This is a genomic window from Pseudophaeobacter sp. TrK17 (assembly GCF_042192375.1).
Taxonomy (GTDB): Bacteria; Pseudomonadota; Alphaproteobacteria; order Rhodobacterales; family Rhodobacteraceae; genus Pseudophaeobacter.
On sequence record NZ_CP071700.1, the window covers coordinates 2,205,029 to 2,230,306 of the forward strand.

Sequence of the window (25,278 nt, forward strand, 5' to 3'; positions counted from 1 at the left end):
GGTCTCGCAAATGATGGCCGAGTTTTCCGGAAAGTCGATCGTAGTGTTTTGTCCGCGGTTTTTCGACTACGATGTACGAATTAAAGATAAGCTGTTGGAAATGGGGGCGGATGTTCAGCTTTTTGATGAACGACCCTCAAATCAAGCGATCATTAAGGCCATTATCCGACTGCGTGTGTTGCCCCTGATGCGCCCGCTCGTCACCCACTATTACACCCGTGTAATAAAATCATTGTCAGGCAGGAAGGCTGATCATCTGCTGATCATCAATCCTGAGTGTGTAACGCCCGGGATTCTTAGAAACCTCCGTACTGCACTCGGCGCCCCAATAACAACCGTCTACATGTGGGATTCATTACGGAACAAGCCTGCCGCACGGGAGTTGATCCCGGAAGCGGACGCCTTTTTTACCTTCGATGCTGCCGATTCAGCTTCAGACGACCGGCTTCGTTACCTTGCCCTGTTTTCGGCGTTTTCAGGATCTGATGAGAGAAAACAAATACCGGTTGATATCTCTTTCTTTGGTACCTTGCACAGCGACCGATACGCGGTTTGTAAGGCCGTTCAAAAGCGGGCCGAGCAAATCGGACTTACCACCCGGTTTTTCTTTTACGCCCCCAGCCGAATATACTTTTTCTTACGCTGGGTTTTCGATGCCGGTTTCCGGCGTGTTAATTTTAACGACTTGTCTTTCGCGCCATTGCCGCTTTCAGAGATTGAGAAAGAGATGCGTGCCAGCAAAGCGGTTTTAGACATTCAGCACCCCGGCCAGGTCGGGTTGACGATGCGGACGATTGAAGCGCTGGACGTCGGGTGCAAGTTGATCACCACAAATCCCGAAGTTTCCAAACATGCGTTTTTTCGGCCGTCTAATGTGTTGATCATCGACCGGTATCGGCCGGAGCTGGATGAAGGCTTCTTTTTAGCGCCCTATGAACCGTTGCCTATCGAGACCGTCGATAGGTATTCGATTGCGAACTGGTTGCGAGCCATTTTGGCTATAGAGAAGGCAAGGGATGGTGTTGACACATGATTTCTTCGCGCCGCCCACTTCACAGGATTTTGGTGCGCAGGCATATATGCAGCCGTCGCTCGACGCCCGATCGGGGCACCGTTACAAAGGAGAAGTAGTATGAAACGAGTGCTGATCACGGGTGGGGCTGGCTTTATCGGATCAAATCTGGCCCGCGCCCTTAATGCGCGCGGCTACGCAGTGACTGTGCTGGACGTGTTATCACCGCAGGTCCATGGCGCCTCGCCGTTTACTTCGCCGCTGGTGCGGTCACTTGAAGGCGTAGCGCGGCTGGTCCATGGCTCAGTCACCGACAAGGCGCTTATGAGTCTCGAACTTACTGAAGCCGATGTGATTGTGCATCTAGCGGCGGAAACCGGGACCGGGCAATCTATGTACAACGTCCACAGCTATTCCGATGTCAATATCGGCGGCACCACCCTGATGTTGGACATTCTCGGCAGCGTCCCACATTTGGTAAAACGCATGGTGGTCGCCTCGTCGCGATCAATCTACGGTGAGGGCCGATATCGTGACGACGAAGGCCGTTACGTCTACCCGAAACAACGGCGAATGGTCGACTGCGAGAACGGCCTGTTCGACCCAATCAATCCGCGCACCGGGACTGCCTACGAGTTGTGCGCCACCGACGAAGACTCGAAGATTCACCCGTCCTCCGTATACGGAATAACCAAGCAGGTCCAAGAGCAGATGGTGATGACCGTAGCACCGTTACTCGGTATCGAGCCAGTGGCGCTTCGGTACCAGAATGTTTACGGGCCCGGGCAGTCGCTTGCAAACCCCTACACGGGTATTCTGTCAATCTTCTCGAACCTCATTCTGCAAAAAAAAGAAATCAATGTGTTCGAGGACGGGCTTGAAAGCCGCGATTTCGTGTTCATTAGCGATGTGGTCGCCGCGACGATCCTTGCCATCGAGCACGACAACGCTCCGGGAGAGGTATTTAATGTCGGCTCCGGCGTGCCGACGACGGTGCTGGAAGTGGTTGATCGCCTGCGACGGCACCTCGGTACCGATGGCGGTTACCGTGTGTCAGGCGAATTCCGCATAGGCGACATCCGCCACAACTATGCCGATCTGACGCGGATTTCTGACCGCCTTGGTTATCTTGCACAGGTGCCCTTTGAAGTCGGGATCGAACGCTTCGCCGTCTGGGTGGCAGATCAGGGGCCCGAAAATAGCGCCTACGAGAGGTCGTTGGCCGAAATGCGCCAGCGCGGCCTGATGAAAAGAGGCAGCGCATGAAGATCGAAACCACAAAGCTCCAAGACGCACTAATCATCACGCCGCGAAGGTTTGGCGACGCGCGGGGCTGGTTCATGGAAAGTTGGAATCGCATGACCCTTTCCGAGGCCGGGTTTGATCTGGAGTTCGTGCAAGATAACCATTCGTTTTCGGCTGATGTCGGCACACTGCGGGGCATGCACTTTCAGGCGTTGCCGCGCTCGCAAGAAAAGCTCGTGCGCTGCTCCCGCGGCATTATCTACGATGTCATCGTCGACGTTCGGGTCGGCTCGCCGAGCTACGGTCAATGGATTGCCGTTGAGCTTTCCGCCGAGAACGGCAAGCAGTTACTCGTGCCCAAAGGGTTCTTGCACGGTTTCGTCACCCGCACGCCGAATACCGAGGTGCAGTACAAGGTCACTGACTTCTACGTGCCAGAATGCGATGGCGCAGTTCGGTGGGACAGTCTCGGCATTGACTGGAAGCTCGAGGTGCCACCCATACTCTCGAAAAAGGATGCCGCCGCGCCCAGTTTCACCCAGTGGAAAAGCCCCTTCACCTTTAAGGGCGCGTCATGAAAATTCTTGTGACAGGGGGCACAGGTTTCATTGGCTCGGCCGTAGTGCGCCTAGCCATCTCGCGCGGGCATCAGGTGGTAAACCTTGATGCGCTGACCTATGCCGCCAACCTGGCCAATGTGGCGCCGGTGGCGGATAGCCCTCTTTATGCCTTTCAGCAGGCCGATATCCGCGATCGCGCGGCGCTGGATGCGGCCTTTGCCACGCACCAGCCCGATATCGTGCTGCATCTGGCGGCCGAATCCCATGTTGACCGTTCCATCGATGGCCCCGCCGATTTTATCGACACCAATATCACCGGCACGTTCAACATGCTGGAGGCCGCGCGCAAATATTGGCAGGCGGCGGGGCGGCCAGATAGCTTTCGTTTTCATCACGTCTCGACAGACGAGGTGTTTGGCTCGCTGCCCGCAGACCCCTCCGTGCAGTTTACCGAGGCCACAGCCTACGACCCGCGCAGCCCCTATTCCGCCTCGAAAGCCGCGTCAGACCATCTGGTGCGCGCCTGGTTTGAAACCTATGGCTTGCCCGTGGTGCTGAGCAATTGTTCCAATAATTACGGGCCCTATCACTTTCCAGAAAAGCTGATCCCGGTGGTTATTTTGAACGCGCTGGCGGGGCGGGCGCTGCCGATTTACGGCGATGGCAGCAATATCCGCGATTGGCTGTACGTCGAAGATCACGCCGATGCGCTGCTGCTGGTGGCCACGAAAGGCGCGCTGGGGCGCAGCTATAACATCGGCGGCGAGAACGAGCGCACAAACCTGCAGCTGGTGCACACGATCTGCGCCATCCTCGACCGGTTGCGCCCGCGCGATACGGGCGCTTATGCCGATTTGATCACCTTTGTCACCGATCGCCCCGGCCATGACGCGCGCTACGCCATCGACCCCACGCGCATTCGCGCCGAGCTGGGCTGGCGCCCCAGCGTGACGGTGGAAGAGGGGTTGGAACGCACCGTGCGCTGGTATCTCGAAAACGAGGCCTGGTGGCGCCCGCTGCTGGGCCGCCAGGGCGTGGGCCAGCGGCTGGGCCGGGCCGCACCATGAGCGGCCTGTTGATCTTTGGCCGCACGGGCCAGGTGGCGCGCGAACTGCAGCAGCTTACGCCAATTCTGGCCTTGGGGCGCGATGCGGCCGATCTGGCACAGCCCAGCGCCTGTGCGGCGGCCATCCAGGCCCACCGCCCCCGCGCGGTGATCAATGCCGCCGCCTACACCGCCGTTGACCGCGCGGAAGCGCAGGAAGACCTTGCCACCGCCATCAACGGTGCGGCGCCGGCGGAAATGGCCCTGGCCTGCGCTGCGCTGAATATTCCCTTGGTGCATATCTCTACCGATTACGTGTTTGCTGGCACCGGCCACCGCCCTTGGGCGCCCGGTGATATGGCACAGCCCGCCAATGCCTATGGCCGCAGCAAATGGGCGGGCGAAGAGGGCATTCGCGCCAGCGGCTGCACCCATGCCATTTTGCGCACTTCTTGGGTGTTTTCCGCCCATGGCGCGAATTTTGTCAAAACCATGCTGCGCCTGTCTGACACCCGCGACCAGATCAGCGTGGTTGATGACCAAATCGGCGGCCCCACACCCGCGCGCGCCATTGCGGCGGCGTGTTTGGCCATCGCCGAGCAGCTGCAGGAGGCGCCGGAAAAAACCGGCACCTATCATTTTAGCGGCGCGCCCGATGCCAGCTGGTGCGCCTTTGCCCGCGCGATATTCAGGCAGGCAGGCCGGCCCACCCGTGTGCAGGCGATTTCCACCAGCGCCTATCCCACGCCAGCCGCCCGCCCGCTGAACAGCCGTCTTGAGTGCAACACAACCACCTCCGTTTTTGGTTTGGCGCGCCCAGATTGGCACGCAGGGCTGAAGGAATGTTTAACACAGTTAGGGGTATCCACATGACACAGCGCAAAGGCATTATTCTGGCCGGTGGCTCGGGCACGCGGCTTTACCCCATCACCATGGGTGTGTCGAAACAGCTGCTGCCGATTTATGACAAGCCAATGGTGTATTATCCCTTAACCGTGCTGATGCTGGCGGGCATCCGCGAGATCATGATCATCACCACCCCCCACGACCAAGAGCAGTTCATCCGCACCTTGGGCGATGGCAGCCAATGGGGCATCTCGCTGCAGTATAAGGTGCAGCCCAGCCCCGATGGGCTGGCGCAGGCCTTTATTCTGGCCGAAGAGTTTCTGGCCGGCAGCCCTGCGGCCATGGTGCTGGGCGATAACATATTCTTTGGCCACGGCCTGCCGAACCTCCTGCAAGAGGCAGATCAAACCACCGCTGGCGCCACGGTTTTTGGCTATCGCGTGTCAGACCCCGAGCGGTACGGCGTGGTGGATTTTGACGCAAACGGCACGGTCAAAAGTATCATCGAAAAGCCGCCCGTACCGCCCTCGAACTATGCCGTCACAGGGCTTTATTTTGTCGATGCCACAGCGTCCGAACGCGCCCGCGCGGTGCGCCCCTCGGCCCGCGGCGAGCTGGAGATCACCACGCTTTTGGAAAGCTACCTGCACGACGGCCAGCTGACAGTGCAGAAAATGGGCCGCGGCTATGCCTGGCTTGATACCGGCACCCACGCCAGCCTGCTCGACGCAGGCAACTTCGTGCGCACGCTCACCGAACGCCAAGGCCAGCAAGTGGGATCACCCGATGAGGTGGCATTCGAAATGGGCTGGATTGATCAAGCACAATTAGCAGATCGCGCCCAAAAATTTGGCAAAAATGCCTATGGTGATTACTTGGGCAATCTGGCTCAAGTGAAAAAAAGCGGTGTCGCTCGATGAGTGATCTCACTTGCTTTAAAGCCTACGACATCCGTGGTCGCCTTGGCGTCGATTTGGATGAAAACATAGCCTATCGGATTGGTTCCGCCTTTGCGGTGGCGCTTGAGGCCAAAACGGTCGTCCTCGGACGTGATGTCCGAGCGTCCTCGGAGGAACTCGCGAAAAGCGTTGCACAGGGGCTAATCGATCAAGGGTGTGCGGTGCTTGATCTTGGGCTTTCTGGAACCGAGGAAATGTATTTCGCGACCACCCATTTCGGGGCCGATGGCGGAATTTGCGTCACGGCGTCACATAACCCGATGGATTACAACGGCATGAAGATGGTGCGGGCTGGTTCTGCGCCACTTGATGCCGCAAGTGGTTTGGCGCGCATCAAAGACCTTGCTGAAGAAAATGCGTTCGAGAAGAGCGCTATTCTTGGCAATGTTCGCGACGTCGCCGCTGAGGCGCGCGCTGCATACGTTGACCGCATTTGCCAGTTTGTCGATGTCTCTGCTCTGAAGTCATTGAAAATACTCGTAAATGCAGGCCATGGGACTGCCGGGCCGACATTTGATGCCATTGCGGCTCGACTGGCAGAGCTTGGCGCACCGCTGGTGTTCGAACGTCTATTCCACGAACCGGACGGTACATTCCCGCAAGGCATTCCCAACCCGCTCCTACCAGAAAACCGACCCGCGACCGCAGAAGCAGTTTGCGCAACTGGCGCTGATTTTGGCGTTGCCTGGGACGGTGATTTCGATCGCTGCTTCTTCTTTGATCACACGGGCGCCTTCATCGACGGGGAATATGTCGTCGGTCTGCTGGCAGAGGCATTCCTCGCCAAAGACCCAGGCGCGACGATCATCCACGATCCACGGATCATCTGGAACACGCGGGACCTCGTGTCGAAGGCCGGCGGGCGCGCTGTCCAAACCCGCACAGGTCACGCCTTCATAAAGCAAGCCATGCGCGACGAAGACGCCATCTATGGCGGTGAGATGTCCGCGCATCACTATTTCCGCGACTTCGTCTACTGCGACAGCGGCATGATCCCATGGTTGCTCGTTGCAGAATTGGTGAGCCGGCACGGGCGGCTGGCGGATCTTGTCGCAGATCGAAAAGCGGCGTTCCCATCCTCTGGTGAGATCAATTTCACACTCGACGATCCCAAGGCCGCCATCGCGAGGGTTAGATCCGAATTTGAACCCGAAGCAATATCCATCGACGAAATGGACGGCTTAGGCTTCGAAATGGGCGATTGGCGCTTCAATTTGCGCACTTCAAACACCGAACCGGTTGTGCGGCTGAATGTCGAGGCACGTGGTGACGCTGGGCTCGTTGCGCAGGGAGTGGAGCGCGTGAAACTGGCCTTGCTCGGGTGAGGTAGCCATTTACACTTGCTACTGGTAGAACATTTCATGAACTCCGACCACACAGAGCGTTCATTGTGGAAGTATGCGCAAGTAGCACTGATCCTTCGTTTCTTTCGCGAGGTAAATGACGTGAAACCCTGCCTTGTTGGCCTTTTCCGGCAACTCAGGCGGCCCCTTCCATAGATCTGGACCGCCAGCGCGTTCAACCTCTCTGATCTATTTTGTGTTAGGGAGCCAGTCTTGCGAGCGAGCGCCAAGTCGAATTCTGCAACCCCGGCGCTTGGTTTCTACTGCCCCTTGTTTGACGACGGTAAACGAAACCGGCGGATCAGACTTGGTGCCGCCGCATAGCTGCCGAAAAACAACACGCCAAAACCCATGCAAGCCAGAAACGCATTCTGGTTTTGGTTCCACAGCAGAACACCCACGATTGGGGGGGCAACGACAAAGGGCATCAAAACCAAGGTCGTAAGCGGGTTCGCGATACGACGTTGGTCTCGGCCGAGGATACAGATTTCCAAGGCCCGCATAACCATTTGGTGAACGTGTAACCTGTCTGGGGCAGAAACGTCCTTATTGCTGCGAGACCTACGATATATCGCTAGCAAAGTGTCGGCCACTGGCCAGTACATCGTCAACAGAATTGCCCAAGGCGAGACATCTGGCGCATTGAGCAAAATTGCTATGCCAAACCAGCTAAGCACAAAGCCAATGGTGTAAGCTCCAGCATCGCCGAGGAATATCAGGCCAAAGGGGTAATTCAGCAGAAAAAAACCGAATATCCCAGCCGCGACCATCATAGCGAGGTGGGTCATCGTCGTATACCCTGCCAATTGCGCTATTTGGCTCAGTGCTATGGCCGCGACGATCGCCGTCAGGGAAGCCAGACCGTTTACACCATCGATCAGATTGAAGCCGTTTGAAATCGCCGCCGTAACTAGAAGCGTAAGCGGAACGCCAATAGCCCAGTGATCTACAAACATGTCCAGCCCAGGTATACCTGTCCTTGGGAGCCAAACACCTAAGAGCCAGATTGCAAGTAAGCTCGCCGCCATGGCCGCTAAGAGTCGTCTGCGTGGCGACATATGGAAACCGAGGTCTTCGGCAAGCCCCACTGTGAAGAGTACCGACGTGGCCAATATAAAATCTGCGTAGCGTTCAGAAACTTGAACTGGCGCGAACAATGTCGATAGCGCGAGTGCCCCAAATATCCCGACACCCCCAACACGCGGAGTGAGCTTTGTGTGCATGGATTGAACCGAGTGCAGATCTTCTGCGCGTCCGCTGAGCCGTGGAAACTTTGCGCGTAGCAGAAAGATGAGACCACAAATGCAAAATGCCAGAGCAGCCAAAGTAAATTCTTGCAATGCAAAATGTGAAAAATTCAGACCATCCACACGCAGTCTCCGGTAACAAAGAAATCACCCAGAAGTTGTCTTCTGTGACTTACTTCTGATCAAGGAGAATGTCGAGCTGTTTCATCCCGGTTTGCATCGGCGCAAGAGCCCGATCTGCGTCCCTAGCGCAATTCAACCGACTCAGGACCCCAGGACATTTTCTTGCTCGAAATTCTCTGTCATACTAACGAGCGTTGAGCGATGCTCGGGGAGCGCTTGCTCGTTACAAAAGCGAAGCGATTCAGCTTCGTTTTTTTGATCTGGTGACCATTCAGCTTCCCCTAGGCTGCGGCTGTTTTTAGAGAGATGAACAGGTAAGAAAATTCATGCCAAAAAATTTGGAAGAAAACGTGGACCGCGCTCGCCAGCTCGTGCTGGAGGGCGCACTGGCTGATATCGCTCGCAACGGACCATTGTTAGGAGATACGCCGGCACAACGCGAGGCGATGCTTGAGGGGCTTCTCACAGGCATTGTACAGGTTGCGATGTCGTTCACAGCGGGGAATGAAATAGATTGGCTTCGTACGCGCCGCGCAATTGAGAACAGCCTAAGTGTAGCAATCAAACGTGCCCGCATCGAGGCCGGCCTTGATGAATTACCCCAACAAGACAGGCATGATGAGTAATCACCGTATTTGTACTGCAACTCATGAGATCTACGCATTTTGTTGGGTTATGGACGGTCGTTCCAGCCACGATACCAATCAACAAAGGCCGCAACGCCGTCGCGAATATCAGTGTGCGGCAGCTTGCCTACCAAAGCCTCGATAAGCTGCGACTTCGACCATGTCGCGTGTACGTCTCCGGGCTGCATAGGCAGGAAATTGCGATCTGCGACGAGACCTGTGGCATCCTCGATCGCCTTGATGAACTCGGAAAGATGCACCGGCGCCCCGTTGCCGATATTGACCGTCCGAAACGGAGCAACGGGCGACAGGCTGTCCATGGGGCCAATGGGGTCCGCGCCGGGATACACCTCTGCCAGCCGCAGGATGCCCTCAACGAGGTCATCGATATAGGTAAAATCCCGTTGCATATCGCCGTGATTATAAACATCGATCGGGTCGCCATTCAGGATTGCCTTGGTAAATTTGAATGGTGCCATATCGGGCCGCCCCCAAGGACCGTAAACGGTAAAAAATCGGAACATCGTTGTGGGGAGGGAGAACAGGTGCGCATAGGAATGCGCCATCGCCTCATTGGCAATCTTCGTAGCCGCGTAAAAGCTCTTGGGGTGCACGGCGCGATCGGTCTCGCCATAAGGCATTTCGGTATTCGCACCATAGACCGAACTCGTGGAAGCCATCATCAGGTGCTGGGGTGGACAGGCCCGTGCCGCCTCGAGAAGTTCATGCGTACCGGTCAGGTTTGAAGTGACATAGGATCGGGGCGCATCAATCGAATAACGCACCCCAGCCTGGGCCGCCAGGTGTACGATTACATCGGGCTGTAACTTGCAGATCAGCCTTGTCAGAAGCCCTTCTTCCTCAAGCATCCCTTTCTCAAAAAAGAAGTTCCCGTTGGCCTGAAGAATGGACAGGCGCGCCTCTTTTAGTTTCGGATTGTAATAGGGGGTCATGCCGTCGAATCCTGCGACATCCCAGCCGTCCTCGAGCATTCGCCGAGCAAGATGAAAACCTATAAAACCTGCTGCCCCTGTAATGAATACTCGTTTACTCGTCATGTCCTGAGTGCAAGCCCCTTTAATTCCACCTGAAGCGTCGCCAGCCCTGTCTTGAACTGGATCCCACCAAACGCCGTCTCTCGGGCGACTAGCTGAACGCTGGAGACCCTATGTCAGGTCCGGAGCCATGTCGACCACCCCAATTGGTGTGGACCACTTCCGGAGGCCGTTTTAGATTGCTTTGACATTTCCGTGACCTGTACCTCATTGAAGTCGCCTTTTATGCGGTCGGGATAACCAAAACATCGACCTACCAAAGCGCAGTAAAGTTACCACTGCTTGCTGATGGCCCTAAAACGCAAAAAAGCCCCACCCGGCGCGAACCGGATGGGGCTGAACTTTGAGCTAGCGCCGGTTTACTCTTGCGGATCCAACTCCCTGACAAACACCCGGTCGCCGTTCGGATTAGGCAGGCCTATATCGACCATCCCCGGCAGCGCCGCGGCCCAATCCTCCATCTCCTTGCTCGGCAACGTATGCGCGAGCGTATGCGTCACCGCTGGGTTGCTATGCCGCGAGGCCTCAGTGAGCGCGAACGTCCCCCCGCCCCCCCAATAATCTGGGCTGAGGTAGACAAAGTGCGAGCACCCCATCTTGCTGAGATCATACCCTTCGCGCGCCAGAAGCACCTTTATCGGCAGCCACTCCGGCCCCGCGATGAAGTGATGGCAGAGACCAAGGCAGGTCACGCCGACCAGCTGGTTGCCATCCCACGCCAAAGCAGCCGTATCGCCGCGCTTGGCGAAGGCCTCCAACATGGGCATCGCGTCGATCGGCTCACGTCCGGTTTTAACCCGAACATCCGCCACAATCTGCGACAGCCGCCCAAAGTGCTGGGCTGCCTCGGCGAGTTTTACCTGTTCGTATCGCATGGGTCAGACCTCGATTGATTGTGCAAGAAGGAACAGCTGGTCGATATCGCCCTCCGTGAGCGCGGCACCATCCGGCCAGCTGAGATAAGGCGCCAGTGCATTGAGAAGCGGACTGGAGCGATCAAAGGAGATCGCCTCACGCCAGGCGAGCTGGCTCATGGCATCCATGCCGCCCATGAGCGTCTCCACCTGATCGAGAAGCCCCATCTGCAAGAGCGCCGCCTTGGCCTGCAGGCGGCTGACGGCCATCGCGGGCTCAGCGGGCGGTGTGACGTCCAGCGCAGGATCAAACGGTGCCACGGCCCCAAACTCCCCTGCCTCGGCACGCGCGAACAAATCAGACGGCCCGTCGCGATCGACGATGCGCAGCGCGCCATCCTCCAACTCAAGACGGATCACGCTTTGATCCGCGGTCATGTATTGCGGGTTTTGCATTTAGTCGTTCTCCACAGGCGCATAGACACCGGGGATCAGGTTCTCCCCGCCGGTTTGGAAACGCACATTCTGAATGCGGGCATAGCTCGTGTAGCAGACCATCTCTTTGCCCGACCCAGAGCAAGAAATCACCGCGTAATATTGAACTTTCACGCGGTCGGCTGGAACCACATCGATATCGAGTGTTGTCGCAGTCCAGGCCGTGCCGCCTTTTGTCCAACTGCCCAAAACAGTCTCAACGCCGTTACGAAGGCGCGTCACGCGGAACAACGCCTGAGGGCTACTACGGCTCGCAGCGCGGTCAAATGTGACACGTATCGTTCCGGATTGCGCAAAGTCGAACGAGTGGCGCGTGGCATAACCACTGTAATGATTTGTATTTTGCGCATAAGCATCGACCCGACTGCGGATGGTATCGCCAGCGCTGAGCTCTTCACTGGCCCCACCCAATGCCGCAATGGCCTGCGCCACGCGCTCCGGCGTCATCAGCTTGGTGCTGACAGTGCCAGCCTCCGCCTCCGCCTGGCTCGCGATATCGGCTGAGAGCGTGCGATTGGCGGCAAGCGAGCCACCCCCAGTCAGCCCCGTGCCAGCCGAGATCAGCCGGCCGGAATTCACGATCTCGATAATTTCCTCAGTGCCATCATCGCGTTTGAGGAACAGCCGGCCGTCATAGGTATTGACGGCCAACTCCCCCAGCGCGAGCTGCGCGGTCGTGGGCACTTTGCCCGCCACTGCGGAGCGCTTCATCTTCACAGCCATGTGGCCTGCCTCCTTGTTGCCTATCTAGACGAGGTCGGCGGGATCAGAACGTCCCGCCATCCAGCGCGATGCCGGAGATCGAACCGCCGGTGATCGCCACATTGCTCGCCGCCTGCGTGGCCATCGAGCCAAGCCCCAGGTTGGAACGCGCCGTTGATTTGTTCGGCAGATCGCCAAGGTTTGACGCCTTCGCCAGCTTGCCAGCGAGCCCATTGGTCACCGTGGTGGCAAAATCCGGATCATCTCCGAGTGCGGCCGCCAGCTCGTTGAGCGTATCCATCGCCCCAGGTGCTGCATCGATCAGCGCCGCGATGGCCGCGGAGACAAACGCCGTGGTGGCAATCTGGGTGTTGCTGGTGCCCCCGGCGGCCGTCGGCGCCGTCGGCGTGCCCGTAAAGGCTGGCGAGGCCTTGGACGCCTTGGCATCCAGCGCAGACTGCAGACCGGTCACCTGGCTGATCGGATGGTTATGCGTCGACGGCGGGAAGGTCGCCGGCTTGCCGGTCACTCCGGTCCAGGCCACCGCATCGGCCAACTCGGCCGCGTCGACCTTGCCATCATTGTCTGTGTCATAAGTCGCCTTCAGCATGTCACCGGCGCCAAAGCTCGCGATCGCCGACTGCACAAAGGCGGTGGTGGCGATCTGCGTGGTGTTGGTGCCCCCCGCTGCCGTGGGAGCGGCTGGCGTGCCGGTGAAGCTCGGCGAGGCCAGCGGCGCCTTGCCATTGAGCGCCGTCTGCAGGCCGGAGACATCCGAGATGCCATGACCATGCGCTACCGCGGCAAAGGCGGTGCTGTTCATGAGCGCCGCAGTGCCCAGACCCAGAGCCGTGCGTTGCGCGGCCACATCGGTCGCCTTCAGAAGTGCGCGCCCCGCCAAGGTGCTGTCACTGATCTCGGCCGCCGTGTGATCATGGCTCGCAGCCGCCTTGCCATCGAGCGCGCCCTGCAGCCCGGTCACATCCGCGATGGCATGGCTATGGCTGGTGTTCGCCTTTCCGCCCAACGCGGTGTCCATCTGCGACTTGCGCACCAGATCCGCGCCGGCCGCGGCATCCTGCGAGGCCGCTGGCACGGTGCTGAAGGTTTTCTTGCCGGCGATGGCCTGCGTGCCTGTCTTGGACATGAACGCGCCAGACCCGCCGATCGGAACGATCGCCGTGGCATTGCCGCCGCCATCATCACCCTTACCGATATAAAGCGTGTCATCCACCTCATTGTGCGCGACCTCGCCGGATTTGAGCGCCGCCGGCGCGCCGGCATTGCCGGACACCCGGCGCTTAAACTGAATCGTGTTGGCCATTAGAAGAACCCTCCATTAATCGGCGCATCTGTTGGTAAAATCGTGACGCCAGGATCGCCCTGGTCGCCCTTGGGCCCTTGCGGCCCCACATCTCCGTCAGGCCCAGGCAGACCGCGCACCCGCACCGCCACCGGACCCGAGGCAATCCCGACGCGAATGGGCAGATCCTCAGACAGCGTCACACGGATCGGCACCCGCGCGCCGATCACCTCGATCTGGTCCGCCATGTCAGAGCCCCCGCGTCACCGGCTGGATCACCGGGATCTCCAGCGCAAAGCCCAGGTGCAGATCCGGATCCGTGTCCGTGCGCACCACATCGACCACGACTGATCCCACGGCCATGCCGGCGGTCTGAGCAGCCCCGATCTGCAGATCGAGCGCGCTGTCCGTGACACGGGATAGCCCACCATTGGCGCTGGTGAGCGTGGCCAAGACCTCCGCATCCCCCAGCTTTGCCCGCACATGGCCAGTGAACGCCGCCCCTTCCGGAAACAGTGCTCCAGCCGCCTCTAGCCGAAGCCGGTAGGCATAGCCGATCATGATCGCCGGCCCCTCGTAGATTTGTGTCGTCATGGTTGCCACCCGCAGATTTTTGCGCCTGTTTCATTGTGGACCAAGATCTGGCGCTGCGTGCCCGGCGTCAGCTGATCGGCGCGCGACGGCCGGATGGGCTCAGCCCAATCACAACCCGTCCCGACCTTAATCCCGCATCCAGCGAGAGAGCCGGCGAGCCACGCCAGCATCATCATCCGCACCCACATCGCGCCGCACCTCCGCTGCTTGTTTCATTGTTCGGATCCGCGCCTCGGCGCGCTTGACCGCAAACCGCGCGATCCCGGCCGCGCGGCCATGACGCCAGATCGCAATGACCGCCGCCAAAACAGCGAGCCCGATCAAGGCGCCATAGACCAGCCGGCGCTGGATCGCGCCAAAGGCCATCCCGAACAAGCTCATCACCCGAGGCCCGCAAGGATCTTCCGGATCCGCTCGCGCGCAATCCACATGGCCGAGACCAGCACCAAGCCCACAACGCCAAGCGCCACGACCTGCGCCGTGCCATCGAGCGAGCGCAGTGCTTCAAGCCCGGCCACCACGGCCGTCGCCGCCTGAACCCCCGCCGCGCGCACCGTGGTGCTCTCGGTCACGCCCGCGCGCCGCTTGGGCAGCGCCGCCGGCTCAACCGCCCGGCGCACCGCGACCACGCGCGCCTTTGGATAGGCGGTGACATTCACCTGGTTTCCCTGATTGCCGCCCAGGAGATACACATTGCCTCCGGCCGAGCCCTCGTAGAAGGCCACATGGCCCTGCCACGGCTGGCCGCGCGACAGCACAACCACGTCGCCGCGCCGCGCCTGATCGAGCGGCACAGACGTGCCCCAGCTCTCATAGCTGCGCGCCAGGAGCGAGCCCGTGCCCTGTACCCCGCAGCGCGCCAGCACCGCGCCAACGAAAGCCGCACACCACGGCACCTCATCGTTCGCCTGAGGCATGCCGGCCTCGCGGTAATAGGCCAGCACCCGAGGATTGTGCCCCTCGGCCCATTCCCAAACACCCTCGTCCGCCTTCGCGGTCTCATAGATCAGATCGCCAATCCGCATGGCTGCCTCCTGCAATAAAAAAGCCGCCCCTGGGGGCGGCTTCTGTGGTCTTTTCGATTGTTATGGGATGTCAGTGGACGCGCGCGCTCAAAGCTGTGCAGTCTCCGGGCGGCGTCGACCTCAGGCAAACCGCAGATGTGCGGCTTTCCCTTCCGTCTTTGCCTGCATCAGCCAGTCATCCAGGGCGGCCATCACAGAAGGCCCGATCCCCAGCACCCCAGCCAGTTGGATCTCGACAATGCCGGGTATGTCGGGCGTTGGCTCAACCCAGATCCCGCCTTCGGCAAGCACCATCTCCCTGACGGTTTGAACGGGGTCCGATGCCTGCTCCAATCGCGCGACCAACTCTGCCGTCTCTGTCATAAATCGCCCCTCCCTGATGTGATGATCGTCTCACTTATCTTTGAGATGCGATCGCTTGGGATGGTTTCAAGATGGGTCTTACTTCTTGCGTCCAAGCCAAGACGCCAGAATGGCCTCCGCGCCGCGCGGGCCCAGATAGGCCAGCGTGGCCACAAACCCGGTCGAGACCGGCTGGCCAAGCCCCATATAGCTCGCCGCCGCCTCACCGATCAGCGCCATGCCCACCGCCACCGGAATCTCCCACAAAAGCTCCTTGCCAAAGAAGCGGCGATTGCCCAGCTTTACCTCGCCCGAGTGATACATCAGCCGCCCCGTAAAAGCCCCGATCAGCGTCGTCACCGCCCCGCCAAACAGCCGGTCCATCATTTCAATAAAGCTGGGATCGTTCATCTGCTCTGCCTTGTTTTCGCGTTTAGTAGGTCCCGCCATCGAGGAACTCCTCCCAAGCGTCATCCGTGGCATTGCGGATCTTCAAGACAGGCACCGCCACACCGGTATCGAGCCACAGCATGCCCGGCCGGGTGTGAACCGGCGCCGTCGCCCCGGCATTGCACGATTGCAGCGCCGCCAAGACCTCGTTGATGCGCTGGCGCACCGCAAGACCCGCGTCATTGGCAATCACATAACTGGAAGTCTGAGCCATCAAGCCACCTCATCAGCATGAACCCGCAACACCGAAACCACCGGTGTGTAGGTCGTATTCGACGTTTTCAGCCAGGCACGCGCCTGAACCGCCCGAGCCTCAATCTCGCTATTGTCGATCCGGCTCCAATCGGACCAAACCGGCGATCCGGCCGGATCATCATCGGTCTCGCGGATCTCCACCAGCACATCGATCTCCGCGCCCTCCGTGCCGTCGAAGTCCACCCAAATGTCGATCGGCTCCAAGCGCGCGTCGATCTCATCGAGCAAAGCCAAGACCCCAACCACAATCTCGCTGCGCAGCCGGATCCGACGCACCGCGCCAAAATCCATGCCAGCCCCGAACTCATAGAGGCCTTCCGGCTCCAGCACATAAGGCACGCCTGAGCCGTCCACCGCCGTCACCAGGCGCAAGCTTGTGCCGTCGACCACCAGATCCGTCTTGGAGCCTGGAAACGTGCCATCGGCCTGCAGACTATCCACAGACGCAAAGGCCACCGCCTGCGCGCCCTTGGTGGAAACAGCCTTCACCGGCCCGACGCGCCCGCCGCTATCTTCTGCCCGCACCAGATAGGTGCCGGGTTTGAGCGGCACCACCGCGATCGCCTCCGATCCCGCGACCCGGTCCATCGAATAGCTATTGGCCCAGGTCGCCGGCACCTCCCCGCTGTGGCGAATAACGATATTTCCCGCCACCCGCACATCCGGATCCGCGGCCCGCGTCCATTTGAGGATCGCCAGGCCCCCGGCCGTCTGCAGCGTCACATTCTCCAGCGTCCCCGGCGGCGCGGTCAGCCCGAGGATCTCCGCAGACCCGACCCGCCAATCCGACGGCACACCCAAAACAGAGACCGCCTGCACCCGCACCTCCCACTGGCCCGGTTTCGCGTCCCGGATCTCAAGCGTTGTGCTTCTTTGACGCCCATAGTCGACCCACTCTCCACCGTCCCGACGCGCCTCGATCTGGTAGCTTTCGACAAACGCCGAAGGCGCCGGCACCCACGACGCGGTGATCAAGACCTTTGCACCGCCACCATCGCGCGTGATGTAGAGCTCCTCAGAGAGCTCCGGCGCTCCCGGCACCGCCGTGAATGCCGAGGATGGCAATGTGGTGCGCGGCGCAGCCGCGTAGATCTGCTCCTCAGAGGCATCCCAATCATAGACCAGCGGCGAGGTTTCTCGCAGAATGAGCTCCGGCACCAGCATCACGCCATCACCGACCACACTCAGGTCCAGCTGCGAGGATTGCACCTCAAACGGTTTGCCCGCAAAGCCCCAGCGCGCGTAGTCCACCTCCACCGTGTCGCCGGCCGCCGCCTTCCAAGCGCTGAGCTTGCCCGACCACTTCACCACCTGCTGGCGGCGTTGCCGCTCCAGCTCGATCTTGGCAATCCGCTGCGCGGTCGAAGGTGAGACCGTGAATGGCAGCGAGATATCGCGCCAAATCTTCTCGCCGCCGTCCTCGGCCACATAGACCTCAGAGGAATAGGCCGGGAAGTCATCCGGCTGCCAGTCATTCTCCGGGCTGATAAACTGGCCGCGCACCCCGTTGAAGTTGGACGCCCGGCTTTGCCGCGTGGTCAGCGCCAAGCCGCCCTCGCGGATATCATCCACCCCGAGCGCCACATCCGGCACCCGGTAAGCGCCGGCATGGATGCGCCAAGCCCCGCCTTGCCAGATGCAGCGACCAGCCATCGCCGTCAGCATGGCCTCGATGATCGTCTGCGGCGTTTGATCGAGCACCACAACGCCGTTGCAGGTGTAGCGCGGCTCGGTGCCGGCCTCCGCCTCGCCCTCTCGCAAAGCCAGCGTCACCGGCTCATCGCAGATATTGGCCGCCTCGATTAGAGACGCGGTCTCGATCCCATCCTCTGCGCCGATCTCGGCCCCAAGCCCAAAAACGGCATGGCTCATGTAATTTGCTACGCAGAGCGCAGCGTTCTCGGTGTAGCCCCGCTCGCCCGTGCGCGGATCAAGAATGTCGTCTTTGCCCTCGACATCGACAGAGATGCTCGGGATTCCGCCAGGAAACGCCTTGGCGCTATGTGTCAGGCGCAGATGGATCGCGGCACAGCCGTCCAGGCGATGATCTGGCCCCCAATGCTCAGAGACCTCCTCGCTCAGCTCTGCGAACGGCTCCTGCGGCAAGGCCTCATACCACGGCGGCCCATAGGCGACAGGCGGATCAATAGGCGTCTCTTCCTCAAGCACAAACGCGCTCTGGTCCGGAAGGCCCAGCCGCTTCTCGCTCTGCACCTTGCCCTCCCAGCGATCCAGCGCCGTGCCACTCTCATCGATCGCCATCTCACCATCAAAGTAGACCGCGCCAATCGACTTCACACGGTGCGTGGCCAGCACGATCACCAGATGCAGATACTTGTTGTCATCGCCGGCCTCGTGGATGAACACGATCGTGCCGCCTTTGCGCACCCGGCCATAGACCATGTCGCGCGGCCGCACCGGCTCACGCACGCTGACCGTGCGCGGCCCAAGCGACGGCGTGCCCATCAAGGCCGCTGATGCCCCCGACAACAGCATCGAGACCCCGAACTGCGCCGCAAAGCCGATCAGGCCGCCCGCGGCCATCGCCGCGGCAAAACCGCCGGCTGCGATCGAGGCACCCCCGACCGCGATCGCACCAATCGCCACCTGTGGCATGTCTCAGATCCTCCAGGCCAGGTGGCACGCAAACAGCGGCACAAAGGTCAGCCCCTCTGGACCGACAAATGCCGCGCGCGCGCCGACGCAGATGCCAAACGCCGGATCCGCACCGCCCAAAAACATATCCCCCCGCTGCGCCAAGAGCGGTGTGGCAAGCGGATCCCCCAAAAGCGCGCGACCGCCCGCCTCAAGAGAGGCCCAGCCGAGCCGGCGCATCACGCGGTGCGAGCCAAGCGCCGTCCGATAGCGGCCGCGCCATAGCGCTGCATGATCCGCACCACCACTCAGATCCCGCACCACATCAAAGGCCCAGGTCGCACAATCATGGCTGCCCCAGGCAAAGGGAAGATCCCGCGCGGCCTCGACCGCCTGCGCAAGCCGGGTTTCCCAATTCGACACGCGCATCACCCGCGCCCCCACTTGATCTCTTTATCTTGAATGGTCGTGACAAACTCGAAGCCACGATCACCCGGCGCCAGAACCTGCTGACTTTCATGCGTGTAGCGCCAATTGCGCGCCGCCCCGAGATCGATCAGCCGGTTCTCGTAAGAGATGGTCACCGTGCAGGTATCCCCACCGTCCACCACCTCCGGCACATCGAGCCGCCCCGTGAAGGCCCGCACCGGATCCGCGATGATTTCACCGGCCTCCGTCAACAGCCCAAGCCACACCCGGCCCGGCTTGCCTTGGCGCGCCTCATCGATGGCCAATGCCACCAGCTCCAGCGGCACACCCGAGAGCGACACCGTGGTGCCATTCGCCACCACCTGCTGCGTTTCCTCGATCGGCCCAATGCCAAGCAAGCTGCCAGCCCCAAGCCACGTCTCGTCATTCCAGGCAACCTCGCCAACGCCGGTCCAAAGCCGCACCCAACCGGTCGCGAACTCGCCCTCAAAAAGCAAAACCAGACGCAGCTCGCCCGCCTCAAGTGCCGCGCCGACCGCTGCCGTGAACTCACGCGACATCAAAGCGCCTCCCGTGCCGCCACAGAGAAGCGGAAGCTATCAGCCCGACTGATCCGCGTGGGCACCGGTTGCGTCAAGCGCAGCGCCACGCCAGGCGCGGCGATCTCCACCGGGCTCAGATCAACAGGCGACTGGCGCAGGCGCGGTGTGAAGGTCAAAACCGCAACCCCACTGGCATCGGCCGCAACATCCGCCGTGACCATATGCAGCCGCATATCGGACCCCGTGCCGAGCGAGAAGAAGTCCCCCGCTTCAAGCGCCAGAGCCTCCGCGTCCCAGCCCGAGGTGACAAGCGTGTTGCCCGACTGCCCGACGCCCGCCACCGAGATGGTCTTTGATGCCAGATCAGGGCGCGCCGCCGAAGGATCGCGTAAGGTGAACCAGCCCCGCACCCCTCCGAGCGCCGTAAAGAAGGCCGACAGCCGCCGGCCATTCCGCCCCTTGGTGAGCGCCACATCAAACGTGACCTCCCACCATTCACCGCCCCAGTCCTGCACCTGCTGGCTGCCGGTAAACGGCGAGGTCTGCGCCGAAACCGCCGTCGCCAAGCGCCGCTCGATCGACTCCACCAGCGTCAAAGGCAGCTCGCTCATACCGCATACCCCCGTTGCCGGCGATCACTCACACTCTGGATCGCAACCCGCTTGATCTCCGGCAGCGCGGCGCGGAGTTTTTGATCGATCTGCTCGGCCACGCCCATCTGCGCCCCACGTGCATCGATCGAGATCGTCACACCACCACCCGCAGAGCCACCCGGCGAGTAGGCCGCCGCCTCACGACGATTGAGCACGCGCTCCCCGCGCTGCAGGATCGTCGGCACCTCATCCGGCCGAAGCCCAGCCCAACCGCCGGCATGCATGCGAGGCGCACCGGCAAACACCGCCGTCGGCACCCGCCGCGACATGCCAGAGATCCCGACCATGCCCCCATTATGCGAGACTGCCACAGGCGCAGACCCACCTCCGAACACGCCCGAAAGCGCATTTGCAATCGGCCCCAATACCGCATTCTTGAACGCCAGCACGGCCAGATCCGCAAGGATCGAACTCACCAGTCCCTTAAAGTCCACCTTGCCGGTTTCCACAAAGCTGCGGAACGCAGACTCGGCTCCGGAGAACGCCCCGGTCAGCGCCTCGCCAAGGCCCTTCCCCCAATCCATCGCCGTGGTCGCGTAATCTTTGAGGCTCTGGCTCACGGCCGCAAAACCGGAAAGCTCCTCCTTGGTGCTTTTGGCCGCGCCGCCGGCTTTGGTCAGCGCATCCGTGACCTTGTCAGCCGAGACCGCCGCCTCATCGAGCGCCGCTGCGCCCTCATCACCCGCGCCAGTCACGGCATCCTTCAGCGCCTGCCAAGCGGTGATCGGACCCGCCGCGGCCGTGCTCAGCATGCGCGCCGCCTCCCGGTAGCCCGACGCCCGGAGCCGCGTATCCTCGGCCATGCCGTCAAACAGCTGCGGTGCGTCAAACGGCGAGTCGGTGAAGGCGCGCGCGTAAGCCTCGCGCGCCGCATCACCCAAATTGGCCGCCGCCGGCACCGTTTTTTTCCACTCCGAAAGATCCGGCGCCTCGATAGCCCACTCAGGTCGCCGACCGCCAAGAGTCAACAGAGCATTAACGCCCTCAGTCAGCCCCTCAAGCCCGCTCTCCATCGCCTCCACAAGACCATTGATGGCCAGCGCCCCGATCCGGCTGAACACGCCAGGCAAGGCCTCCCAAATCGCCTGCACCGCGAGGAAGGTGCCCTCGAAGGTGTTGACCGTGCTATTCGCCCAGGACGTCGCCCCGTCCACCGCAGACTGGAACCCATCGAGGATCGCGGCTTGCGCATCGGCCCAGGACGCCTCAACACCAGCCCAAGCCGCCTGCGCCGAGAGCGAGACCTTCGACCAAACCTCAGAGGCCAGGTTCTTCAGGAGACCCATCGCCTCGCCGAAACTGCCGGCGCCGCGCACGAGCTTAGTGAACCAGTAGACCAGCTCACCCGCCCCCACGACCAGCGCGCCGATCCCGGTGCGAATGAGCGCGCCCTTCAAGACCCTGAGTGCGCCCGCCGTCTTGAGCACCGACGCCGCCGCAAGCCCCATGCCCACGGCCCACTTGCCGGCCATAAAGGTGATAAACGTCCCCGCATAGGCAAAGATGCGCCCGATATTGCCCGTGAGCACATCCAGCGCCTTGCCAATCGGCCCCGTGGAGCTCGCAAGATCCACAAAGGTCTTGGCCAGCCCCTCGAGCACCGGCGCCAGTGCCGAGCCTACCTTATTGCCCATACCAACCGTCACCTGGCCCACAGCCACCAGCGCCATGCGCGAGCGGTTCAGACCCGCAAGCGTCTTGCGATCCATCACCACGCCGAGATCCGCCGCCCGCTCGGCAAGCCGCCCCATCTCTGCGCCATTATTGCGCAAGAGCGGCAGCAAGGCCGTTGCATCCGAGGCCATCGCCTCAAGATAAAACGTCATGTCCTGCTGGCTCGCGCCCGCCTTCTCAAGAGAGGAGACATAAAGCTGCAACGCCTCTGGCCCCGACAACCTGGCAAACTGCTCTGCCGTCACCCCGACCTTGGGCGCGATGTTCTCAAAAAAGTCCTTCATCGGACCACCGCCCGTTTGCAGGAAATCCCCCACACGGTCGTTCACGTCCTTCAAAATATCCGACAGCTTCTCCGCCTCGATGCCGACCGTTTGCGCGCTAGCCGCCCAGCCCTGGAACTGCTCCGGATCCGCATTGGCAACCGCCGCCTGCTTTTGCACCTCAAACGCCCGGTCCATCGCCGCATTGGTCGCAGCCACAGCCCCCGCCGCCGCTGCAGAGGCCGCGCCAGTTGCGGCGAACTTCACACCGCGCGCAAAGGCCGCCAGCTTGGCATTGGCCCGCTGCACCTCGCGCGGGATCTTCTTAAACGCCTTCTCGCCAGCCTCGCCCACACCGCGCAGCTCGCCCTCAACCTGCTTACCGCCACTCGCCGCTAAGCGCACCGAGACTTGCTTCGTCGCCATCTTGATCCCCAATCTGCTCGCCAAACTTGCGCACCATCACCGCTTCAATCGGCGGCAACAGCTCTGCGATCACCCGCGGTGCAACCCCGAGCGCCGCGCCCAACTGCAAGGCCGCACTCATGTCCCAGCCGGTGACAGCCCCGCCCTGCGCACCGGCCACAACCCGGACCTGCCCCCCAAGCCGCTGCACCAGGTCCCAGACCTGCCAGCCCTCAAGCGTCTGCGGCGCGTTTAGACGCCTTGGGCAGTCCGAACAGCTCGAGAGTGGCGCACCCCAAAAACTGCGCCCATCACATGGGCAGGCTGCGCAATACTCACCGCCCCCGCCGAATTCCCAGTCGGCGAGAGCGGTCAGCCGTTTTTTTCCGCGTCCAGCAACATCGCGCCAGCGACATAGCGCGTCTGGAAAGCCTCAAAGATCGGCCAGATATCCAAAAGCGCATCGAGGCCTTCAGGCGTGATTGGCAGCGGCTGGCCAGTTTCGTCGGCAACACCCTCCCAGTCCTTCACCACGAGCCGCGCAAGCGCCTTTGCCACGACCACAGCGACAGCTTCCTCCTGCACCACAGCTTCACCGCCCTCGTCCTGAGCAGGATCGCCTGCCAAGGCGCGCACCGCCGGATCGCTACGCGCGGCCAGCATCATCGCACTGGACAACGGCTCAACGAACAGACGTACGCCATGGCCTAGGTCGAGCCAGCTTGGCTCGCTCTTTAAAGAAAGTTTCAACATTGTCAGTTTGTCCCAAAAAAAAGCGCCGCTCTAAAAGAGCAGCGCATGGAGATAAGACTTGTTACTGGGGGGTAACATCTCCGAGGTGCGGCCGTTGGGCTGGCCGCGTGGCGTGAACCGAGCAGTGGTTCGATTACTTTATTACCTCCAGCAACAGTTCAGCGCAACCTATCAACAGATTGGCTTTTCGGATCAGTAGTTCTCGACCCCGTTTACCAGAGTGACGGTCACCATCGCCGACCCGTCTGCCTGTTGCGCCGCCTGCCAATCAAAGCTCACCTGCACGCCCTGCGGCCCGGTGATCTCCCGGCGTGGACGCGGCAGATAAACCATCGGCACAGACACCGTCAGGCTCTCGCCAGAGGCCAGCTCATAGGCAAACTCAAGCGCGCACGAGGTGCCGTTCACCGCCTGGGTGAGCAGCGTGGTATCTGCAAAGCGCACGTCAATCTTGCCCGTCATCGCCGCGATTGAGGGGTCCGCCCCGTCGATCTTACCGTCCGACCGAATGGTCTCCACCCGGTCAAGATTGTTGGCATAAGCGATCTCGGCCGACACAATATTGCCAATGGAGACCCCATTGCGTTTGATCGATCCGTTAAAATGCCCAAACCGCTGTAGCGCCACCGTCGCCAGTGTTCCGGCCGACGAACTGGTCGCCAAATCCTCCCCCTGCGCCACGATATCGACTGACGCTGTCAGCAGACCAGAGCGCGCCATCGACCAGCTGAGCTTATCCACGATACAGCCCGCATAGATCGCATAGCTCGGCACTTCCGGTAGCCCCGTCTCGATCGAGAACGATGGCAGTATCCAATTCCCGCTTTCAAACACATGCGTGTACGGGTCAGACCCCGTGGTTGTCGGCGCTCCATACGCCGCCTTCAGCCACATCCCAAAGGCATGAGCATCAATCGGCACCACGACAGTGCCATCCGCCGTCACCACATCCTTCTGCGGCGCAAGCGGATCCCGCCCATAGCCAAGCAACTCCGAGGCTTGCAGAGGCTGTTCAGCACCAAGCGAGGCCGTCGCAAACGGCATCTTCGTATATCCGGAACTTGGCGATTGGCCATAAGTCGTTTCGAACGCAAACGCCATTAGCGCCCGCGCCCCTTGGGCTCGTGCCATGTTTCAACTCCTCTGATGTTTAGGGTCAGCTGAGCGGGTCAGCCGTTGAATAGTGCAGCACCACCGGGATCACGGCGGCTTTCAAGCTGGTTGCACCTTCGACCGGTAGATCGACAGGCTGCGGCGCCTCCGCCTCAATCCAATCGCAAAGACCACCGAGCGTTCGGTCGTCAGCGAGCGCTGCCCCAATACCGGCGGATAGCGTGTCGAAAGCCACGTCGCGGTCGCTGTCCTGCACAACCGCCTCGATATCGGCGCGATGCTGGTAATGGTAAGCGAGCGGCGAAAGCGTGACCTCTGGCTCCCCCGGCTCGCCATCGCGCAGGATCAGCAGGCCATCAGCAGGCACGCGCTCGGGCAGCACCTCGCCACGCAGAGCGGTGGCAGGCAATGCTGAGAGCCGCGCATGCAGCGCGGCGAGGATGGTTTCTCGGATTGAAGGCATCGCTTGTGCTCCAAGGCAGAATACGCCAAATACCCATCCAGCGGGTCTGTAGCTCAATTGGTTAGAGCAGAGCGCTCATAACGCTTTGGTTGCGGGTTCAAGTCCTGCCGGACCTACCAAAGCCCACGTGGTGGAATGGTAGACACACGAGACTTAAAATCTCCTGGCCAAATTGGCCGTGCCGGTTCGAGTCCGGCCGTGGGTACCAAGCGGAAGAGTGGCCGAGCGGTCGAAGGCACCGGTCTTGAAAACCGGCGTAGGTGAGAGCCTACCGTGGGTTCGAATCCCACCTCTTCTGCCAAGGTCC

30 protein-coding genes and 3 tRNA genes are annotated in these 25,278 nt (G+C 60.9%); 11 read left to right on the forward strand and 22 right to left on the reverse strand.

The window, feature by feature from the left end; translation table 11 throughout:
- Window positions 1-10: 10 nt before the first annotated feature.
- The 7 genes from JZI28_RS10275 to JZI28_RS10305 all read left to right on the forward strand — a co-directional run bounded on the left by JZI28_RS10275 (window position 11) and on the right by JZI28_RS10305 (window position 6,992).
- Entirely contained in the window at window positions 11-1,033 is a 1,023-nt protein-coding gene (locus tag JZI28_RS10275) for a hypothetical protein (protein ID WP_375697505.1), read from the forward strand.
- 99 nt (window positions 1,034-1,132) lie between these two features.
- Entirely contained in the window at window positions 1,133-2,278 is a 1,146-nt protein-coding gene (locus JZI28_RS10280; protein ID WP_375697506.1) for an NAD-dependent epimerase/dehydratase family protein, read from the forward strand.
- Window positions 2,275-2,835, forward strand: a complete 561-nt coding sequence (gene rfbC, locus JZI28_RS10285; RefSeq protein WP_375697507.1) for a dTDP-4-dehydrorhamnose 3,5-epimerase — start codon at window positions 2,275-2,277, stop codon at window positions 2,833-2,835. Before JZI28_RS10280 ends, rfbC begins: the two co-directional genes overlap by 4 nt.
- The gene (gene rfbB, locus JZI28_RS10290) at window positions 2,832-3,884 is read left to right on the forward strand and encodes a dTDP-glucose 4,6-dehydratase (RefSeq protein ID WP_375697508.1); all 1,053 of its coding nucleotides are present in this window, start codon (window positions 2,832-2,834) and stop codon (window positions 3,882-3,884) included. Before rfbC ends, rfbB begins: the two co-directional genes overlap by 4 nt.
- Window positions 3,881-4,735, forward strand: a complete 855-nt coding sequence (rfbD, locus tag JZI28_RS10295) for a dTDP-4-dehydrorhamnose reductase (RefSeq protein ID WP_375697509.1) — start codon at window positions 3,881-3,883, stop codon at window positions 4,733-4,735. The genes rfbB and rfbD overlap by 4 nt, the downstream gene beginning before the upstream one ends.
- Complete coding sequence (gene rfbA, locus JZI28_RS10300) at window positions 4,732-5,628, forward strand: glucose-1-phosphate thymidylyltransferase RfbA (RefSeq protein WP_375697510.1); 897 nt, start codon at window positions 4,732-4,734, stop codon at window positions 5,626-5,628. Before rfbD ends, rfbA begins: the two co-directional genes overlap by 4 nt.
- Complete coding sequence (locus tag JZI28_RS10305) at window positions 5,625-6,992, forward strand: phosphomannomutase (protein ID WP_375697511.1); 1,368 nt, start codon at window positions 5,625-5,627, stop codon at window positions 6,990-6,992. Before rfbA ends, JZI28_RS10305 begins: the two co-directional genes overlap by 4 nt.
- Window positions 6,993-7,270: 278 nt before the next feature.
- On the opposite strand, the gene JZI28_RS10310 is transcribed toward JZI28_RS10305, so the two are convergent.
- The gene (locus JZI28_RS10310; protein WP_375697512.1) at window positions 7,271-8,380 is read right to left on the reverse strand and encodes a glycosyltransferase; all 1,110 of its coding nucleotides are present in this window, start codon (window positions 8,378-8,380) and stop codon (window positions 7,271-7,273) included.
- Window positions 8,381-8,706: 326 nt separating this feature from the next.
- On the opposite strand from JZI28_RS10310, the gene JZI28_RS10315 reads away from it, so the two are divergent.
- Window positions 8,707-9,006, forward strand: a complete 300-nt coding sequence (locus JZI28_RS10315) for a hypothetical protein (RefSeq protein WP_375697513.1) — start codon at window positions 8,707-8,709, stop codon at window positions 9,004-9,006.
- A 47-nt stretch (window positions 9,007-9,053) separates the two neighbouring features.
- On the opposite strand, the gene JZI28_RS10320 is transcribed toward JZI28_RS10315, so the two are convergent.
- The 21 genes from JZI28_RS10320 to JZI28_RS10420 form a co-directional block, all read right to left on the reverse strand.
- Entirely contained in the window at window positions 9,054-10,064 is a 1,011-nt protein-coding gene (locus JZI28_RS10320) for an NAD-dependent epimerase/dehydratase family protein (RefSeq protein ID WP_375697514.1), read from the reverse strand.
- A gap of 356 nt (window positions 10,065-10,420) precedes the next feature.
- Entirely contained in the window at window positions 10,421-10,936 is a 516-nt protein-coding gene (locus JZI28_RS10325; RefSeq protein ID WP_375697515.1) for a hypothetical protein, read from the reverse strand.
- Between the two features lie 3 nt (window positions 10,937-10,939).
- Window positions 10,940-11,371: a hypothetical protein gene (locus tag JZI28_RS10330; protein WP_375697516.1), complete on the reverse strand. Its 432-nt coding sequence runs from the start codon at window positions 11,369-11,371 to the stop codon at window positions 10,940-10,942.
- Entirely contained in the window at window positions 11,372-12,133 is a 762-nt protein-coding gene (locus JZI28_RS10335) for a hypothetical protein (protein ID WP_375697517.1), read from the reverse strand.
- A gap of 43 nt (window positions 12,134-12,176) precedes the next feature.
- Window positions 12,177-13,436 (reverse strand): head decoration protein, encoded by a 1,260-nt coding sequence (locus JZI28_RS10340; RefSeq protein WP_375697518.1) that lies wholly within the window; start codon window positions 13,434-13,436, stop codon window positions 12,177-12,179.
- Window positions 13,436-13,663, reverse strand: coding sequence for a hypothetical protein (locus JZI28_RS10345; protein ID WP_375697519.1), 228 nt, complete (start codon window positions 13,661-13,663; stop codon window positions 13,436-13,438). The genes JZI28_RS10340 and JZI28_RS10345 overlap by 1 nt, the downstream gene beginning before the upstream one ends.
- Before the next feature lies 1 nt (window position 13,664).
- Window positions 13,665-14,009 (reverse strand): hypothetical protein, encoded by a 345-nt coding sequence (locus JZI28_RS10350; protein ID WP_375697520.1) that lies wholly within the window; start codon window positions 14,007-14,009, stop codon window positions 13,665-13,667.
- Window positions 14,010-14,135: 126 nt separating this feature from the next.
- On the reverse strand, window positions 14,136-14,390 hold the full coding sequence (locus tag JZI28_RS10355) for a hypothetical protein (RefSeq protein WP_375697521.1): 255 nt from the start codon (window positions 14,388-14,390) through the stop codon (window positions 14,136-14,138).
- Complete coding sequence (locus JZI28_RS10360) at window positions 14,390-15,034, reverse strand: TIGR02594 family protein (RefSeq protein ID WP_375697522.1); 645 nt, start codon at window positions 15,032-15,034, stop codon at window positions 14,390-14,392. Before JZI28_RS10360 ends, JZI28_RS10355 begins: the two co-directional genes overlap by 1 nt.
- Window positions 15,035-15,154: 120 nt before the next feature.
- On the reverse strand, window positions 15,155-15,397 hold the full coding sequence (locus tag JZI28_RS10365; protein WP_375697523.1) for a hypothetical protein: 243 nt from the start codon (window positions 15,395-15,397) through the stop codon (window positions 15,155-15,157).
- Between the two features lie 78 nt (window positions 15,398-15,475).
- On the reverse strand, window positions 15,476-15,787 hold the full coding sequence (locus JZI28_RS10370) for a phage holin family protein (RefSeq protein WP_375700089.1): 312 nt from the start codon (window positions 15,785-15,787) through the stop codon (window positions 15,476-15,478).
- Between the two features lie 22 nt (window positions 15,788-15,809).
- Window positions 15,810-16,040 (reverse strand): hypothetical protein, encoded by a 231-nt coding sequence (locus JZI28_RS10375; RefSeq protein ID WP_375697524.1) that lies wholly within the window; start codon window positions 16,038-16,040, stop codon window positions 15,810-15,812.
- Window positions 16,040-18,697, reverse strand: a complete 2,658-nt coding sequence (locus tag JZI28_RS10380; protein ID WP_375697525.1) for a phage tail protein — start codon at window positions 18,695-18,697, stop codon at window positions 16,040-16,042. The genes JZI28_RS10375 and JZI28_RS10380 overlap by 1 nt, the downstream gene beginning before the upstream one ends.
- 3 nt (window positions 18,698-18,700) lie before the next feature.
- Window positions 18,701-19,105, reverse strand: a complete 405-nt coding sequence (locus tag JZI28_RS10385; RefSeq protein WP_375697526.1) for a DUF6950 family protein — start codon at window positions 19,103-19,105, stop codon at window positions 18,701-18,703.
- Window positions 19,105-19,665 carry a hypothetical protein gene (locus JZI28_RS10390; RefSeq protein ID WP_375697527.1) on the reverse strand — a complete coding sequence of 187 codons (561 nt, stop codon included), beginning with the start codon at window positions 19,663-19,665 and terminating at the stop codon, window positions 19,105-19,107. The genes JZI28_RS10385 and JZI28_RS10390 overlap by 1 nt, the downstream gene beginning before the upstream one ends.
- Window positions 19,665-20,258, reverse strand: a complete 594-nt coding sequence (locus tag JZI28_RS10395; RefSeq protein WP_375697528.1) for a hypothetical protein — start codon at window positions 20,256-20,258, stop codon at window positions 19,665-19,667. Before JZI28_RS10395 ends, JZI28_RS10390 begins: the two co-directional genes overlap by 1 nt.
- Window positions 20,255-22,663, reverse strand: coding sequence for a phage tail tape measure C-terminal domain-containing protein (locus tag JZI28_RS10400; RefSeq protein ID WP_375697529.1), 2,409 nt, complete (start codon window positions 22,661-22,663; stop codon window positions 20,255-20,257). The genes JZI28_RS10395 and JZI28_RS10400 overlap by 4 nt, the downstream gene beginning before the upstream one ends.
- Window positions 22,617-22,853 carry a hypothetical protein gene (locus tag JZI28_RS10405; protein ID WP_375697530.1) on the reverse strand — a complete coding sequence of 79 codons (237 nt, stop codon included), beginning with the start codon at window positions 22,851-22,853 and terminating at the stop codon, window positions 22,617-22,619. The genes JZI28_RS10400 and JZI28_RS10405 overlap by 47 nt, the downstream gene beginning before the upstream one ends.
- A 161-nt stretch (window positions 22,854-23,014) precedes the next feature.
- Window positions 23,015-23,395, reverse strand: a complete 381-nt coding sequence (locus JZI28_RS10410; RefSeq protein ID WP_375697531.1) for a hypothetical protein — start codon at window positions 23,393-23,395, stop codon at window positions 23,015-23,017.
- Between the two features lie 192 nt (window positions 23,396-23,587).
- Window positions 23,588-24,526 (reverse strand): phage tail tube protein, encoded by a 939-nt coding sequence (locus tag JZI28_RS10415; protein WP_375697532.1) that lies wholly within the window; start codon window positions 24,524-24,526, stop codon window positions 23,588-23,590.
- Between the two features lie 25 nt (window positions 24,527-24,551).
- A complete protein-coding gene (locus JZI28_RS10420; RefSeq protein ID WP_375697533.1) occupies window positions 24,552-24,971 on the reverse strand; it encodes an acyl-CoA transferase in 420 nt (139 codons plus the stop codon).
- 42 nt (window positions 24,972-25,013) lie between these two features.
- Between JZI28_RS10420 and JZI28_RS10425 the strand changes: the two genes are divergently transcribed.
- From JZI28_RS10425 to JZI28_RS10435, 3 genes are all read left to right on the forward strand, one after another.
- Window positions 25,014-25,090: transfer RNA gene (locus JZI28_RS10425), tRNA-Ile, on the forward strand.
- A 2-nt stretch (window positions 25,091-25,092) separates the two neighbouring features.
- Window positions 25,093-25,179: transfer RNA gene (locus JZI28_RS10430), tRNA-Leu, on the forward strand.
- Window positions 25,180-25,182: 3 nt separating this feature from the next.
- Window positions 25,183-25,272 (forward strand) — tRNA-Ser (locus JZI28_RS10435).
- Window positions 25,273-25,278: the final 6 nt, after the last annotated feature.

Bases quoted from the DNA above. Each gene is read 5' to 3' on its own strand.
- JZI28_RS10275 (WP_375697505.1), top strand. From the start codon at position 11: ATGATGGCCGAGTTTTCCGGAAAGTCGATCGTAGTGTTTTGTCCGCGG.
- JZI28_RS10280 (WP_375697506.1), top strand. From the start codon at position 1,133: ATGAAACGAGTGCTGATCACGGGTGGGGCTGGCTTTATCGGATCAAAT.
- rfbC (WP_375697507.1), top strand. From the start codon at position 2,275: ATGAAGATCGAAACCACAAAGCTCCAAGACGCACTAATCATCACGCCG.
- rfbB (WP_375697508.1), top strand. From the start codon at position 2,832: ATGAAAATTCTTGTGACAGGGGGCACAGGTTTCATTGGCTCGGCCGTA.
- rfbD (WP_375697509.1), top strand. From the start codon at position 3,881: ATGAGCGGCCTGTTGATCTTTGGCCGCACGGGCCAGGTGGCGCGCGAA.
- rfbA (WP_375697510.1), top strand. From the start codon at position 4,732: ATGACACAGCGCAAAGGCATTATTCTGGCCGGTGGCTCGGGCACGCGG.
- JZI28_RS10305 (WP_375697511.1), top strand. From the start codon at position 5,625: ATGAGTGATCTCACTTGCTTTAAAGCCTACGACATCCGTGGTCGCCTT.
- JZI28_RS10315 (WP_375697513.1), top strand. From the start codon at position 8,707: ATGCCAAAAAATTTGGAAGAAAACGTGGACCGCGCTCGCCAGCTCGTG.
- JZI28_RS10320 (WP_375697514.1), bottom strand. From the start codon at position 10,064: ATGACGAGTAAACGAGTATTCATTACAGGGGCAGCAGGTTTTATAGGT.
- JZI28_RS10325 (WP_375697515.1), bottom strand. From the start codon at position 10,936: ATGCGATACGAACAGGTAAAACTCGCCGAGGCAGCCCAGCACTTTGGG.
- JZI28_RS10330 (WP_375697516.1), bottom strand. From the start codon at position 11,371: ATGCAAAACCCGCAATACATGACCGCGGATCAAAGCGTGATCCGTCTT.
- JZI28_RS10335 (WP_375697517.1), bottom strand. From the start codon at position 12,133: ATGGCTGTGAAGATGAAGCGCTCCGCAGTGGCGGGCAAAGTGCCCACG.
- JZI28_RS10340 (WP_375697518.1), bottom strand. From the start codon at position 13,436: ATGGCCAACACGATTCAGTTTAAGCGCCGGGTGTCCGGCAATGCCGGC.
- JZI28_RS10345 (WP_375697519.1), bottom strand. From the start codon at position 13,663: ATGGCGGACCAGATCGAGGTGATCGGCGCGCGGGTGCCGATCCGTGTG.
- JZI28_RS10350 (WP_375697520.1), bottom strand. From the start codon at position 14,009: ATGACGACACAAATCTACGAGGGGCCGGCGATCATGATCGGCTATGCC.
- JZI28_RS10355 (WP_375697521.1), bottom strand. From the start codon at position 14,390: ATGAGCTTGTTCGGGATGGCCTTTGGCGCGATCCAGCGCCGGCTGGTC.
- JZI28_RS10360 (WP_375697522.1), bottom strand. From the start codon at position 15,034: ATGCGGATTGGCGATCTGATCTATGAGACCGCGAAGGCGGACGAGGGT.
- JZI28_RS10365 (WP_375697523.1), bottom strand. From the start codon at position 15,397: ATGACAGAGACGGCAGAGTTGGTCGCGCGATTGGAGCAGGCATCGGAC.
- JZI28_RS10370 (WP_375700089.1), bottom strand. From the start codon at position 15,787: ATGAACGATCCCAGCTTTATTGAAATGATGGACCGGCTGTTTGGCGGG.
- JZI28_RS10375 (WP_375697524.1), bottom strand. From the start codon at position 16,040: ATGGCTCAGACTTCCAGTTATGTGATTGCCAATGACGCGGGTCTTGCG.
- JZI28_RS10380 (WP_375697525.1), bottom strand. From the start codon at position 18,697: ATGCCACAGGTGGCGATTGGTGCGATCGCGGTCGGGGGTGCCTCGATC.
- JZI28_RS10385 (WP_375697526.1), bottom strand. From the start codon at position 19,105: ATGCGCGTGTCGAATTGGGAAACCCGGCTTGCGCAGGCGGTCGAGGCC.
- JZI28_RS10390 (WP_375697527.1), bottom strand. From the start codon at position 19,665: ATGTCGCGTGAGTTCACGGCAGCGGTCGGCGCGGCACTTGAGGCGGGC.
- JZI28_RS10395 (WP_375697528.1), bottom strand. From the start codon at position 20,258: ATGAGCGAGCTGCCTTTGACGCTGGTGGAGTCGATCGAGCGGCGCTTG.
- JZI28_RS10400 (WP_375697529.1), bottom strand. From the start codon at position 22,663: ATGGCGACGAAGCAAGTCTCGGTGCGCTTAGCGGCGAGTGGCGGTAAG.
- JZI28_RS10410 (WP_375697531.1), bottom strand. From the start codon at position 23,395: ATGTTGAAACTTTCTTTAAAGAGCGAGCCAAGCTGGCTCGACCTAGGC.
- JZI28_RS10415 (WP_375697532.1), bottom strand. From the start codon at position 24,526: ATGGCACGAGCCCAAGGGGCGCGGGCGCTAATGGCGTTTGCGTTCGAA.
- JZI28_RS10420 (WP_375697533.1), bottom strand. From the start codon at position 24,971: ATGCCTTCAATCCGAGAAACCATCCTCGCCGCGCTGCATGCGCGGCTC.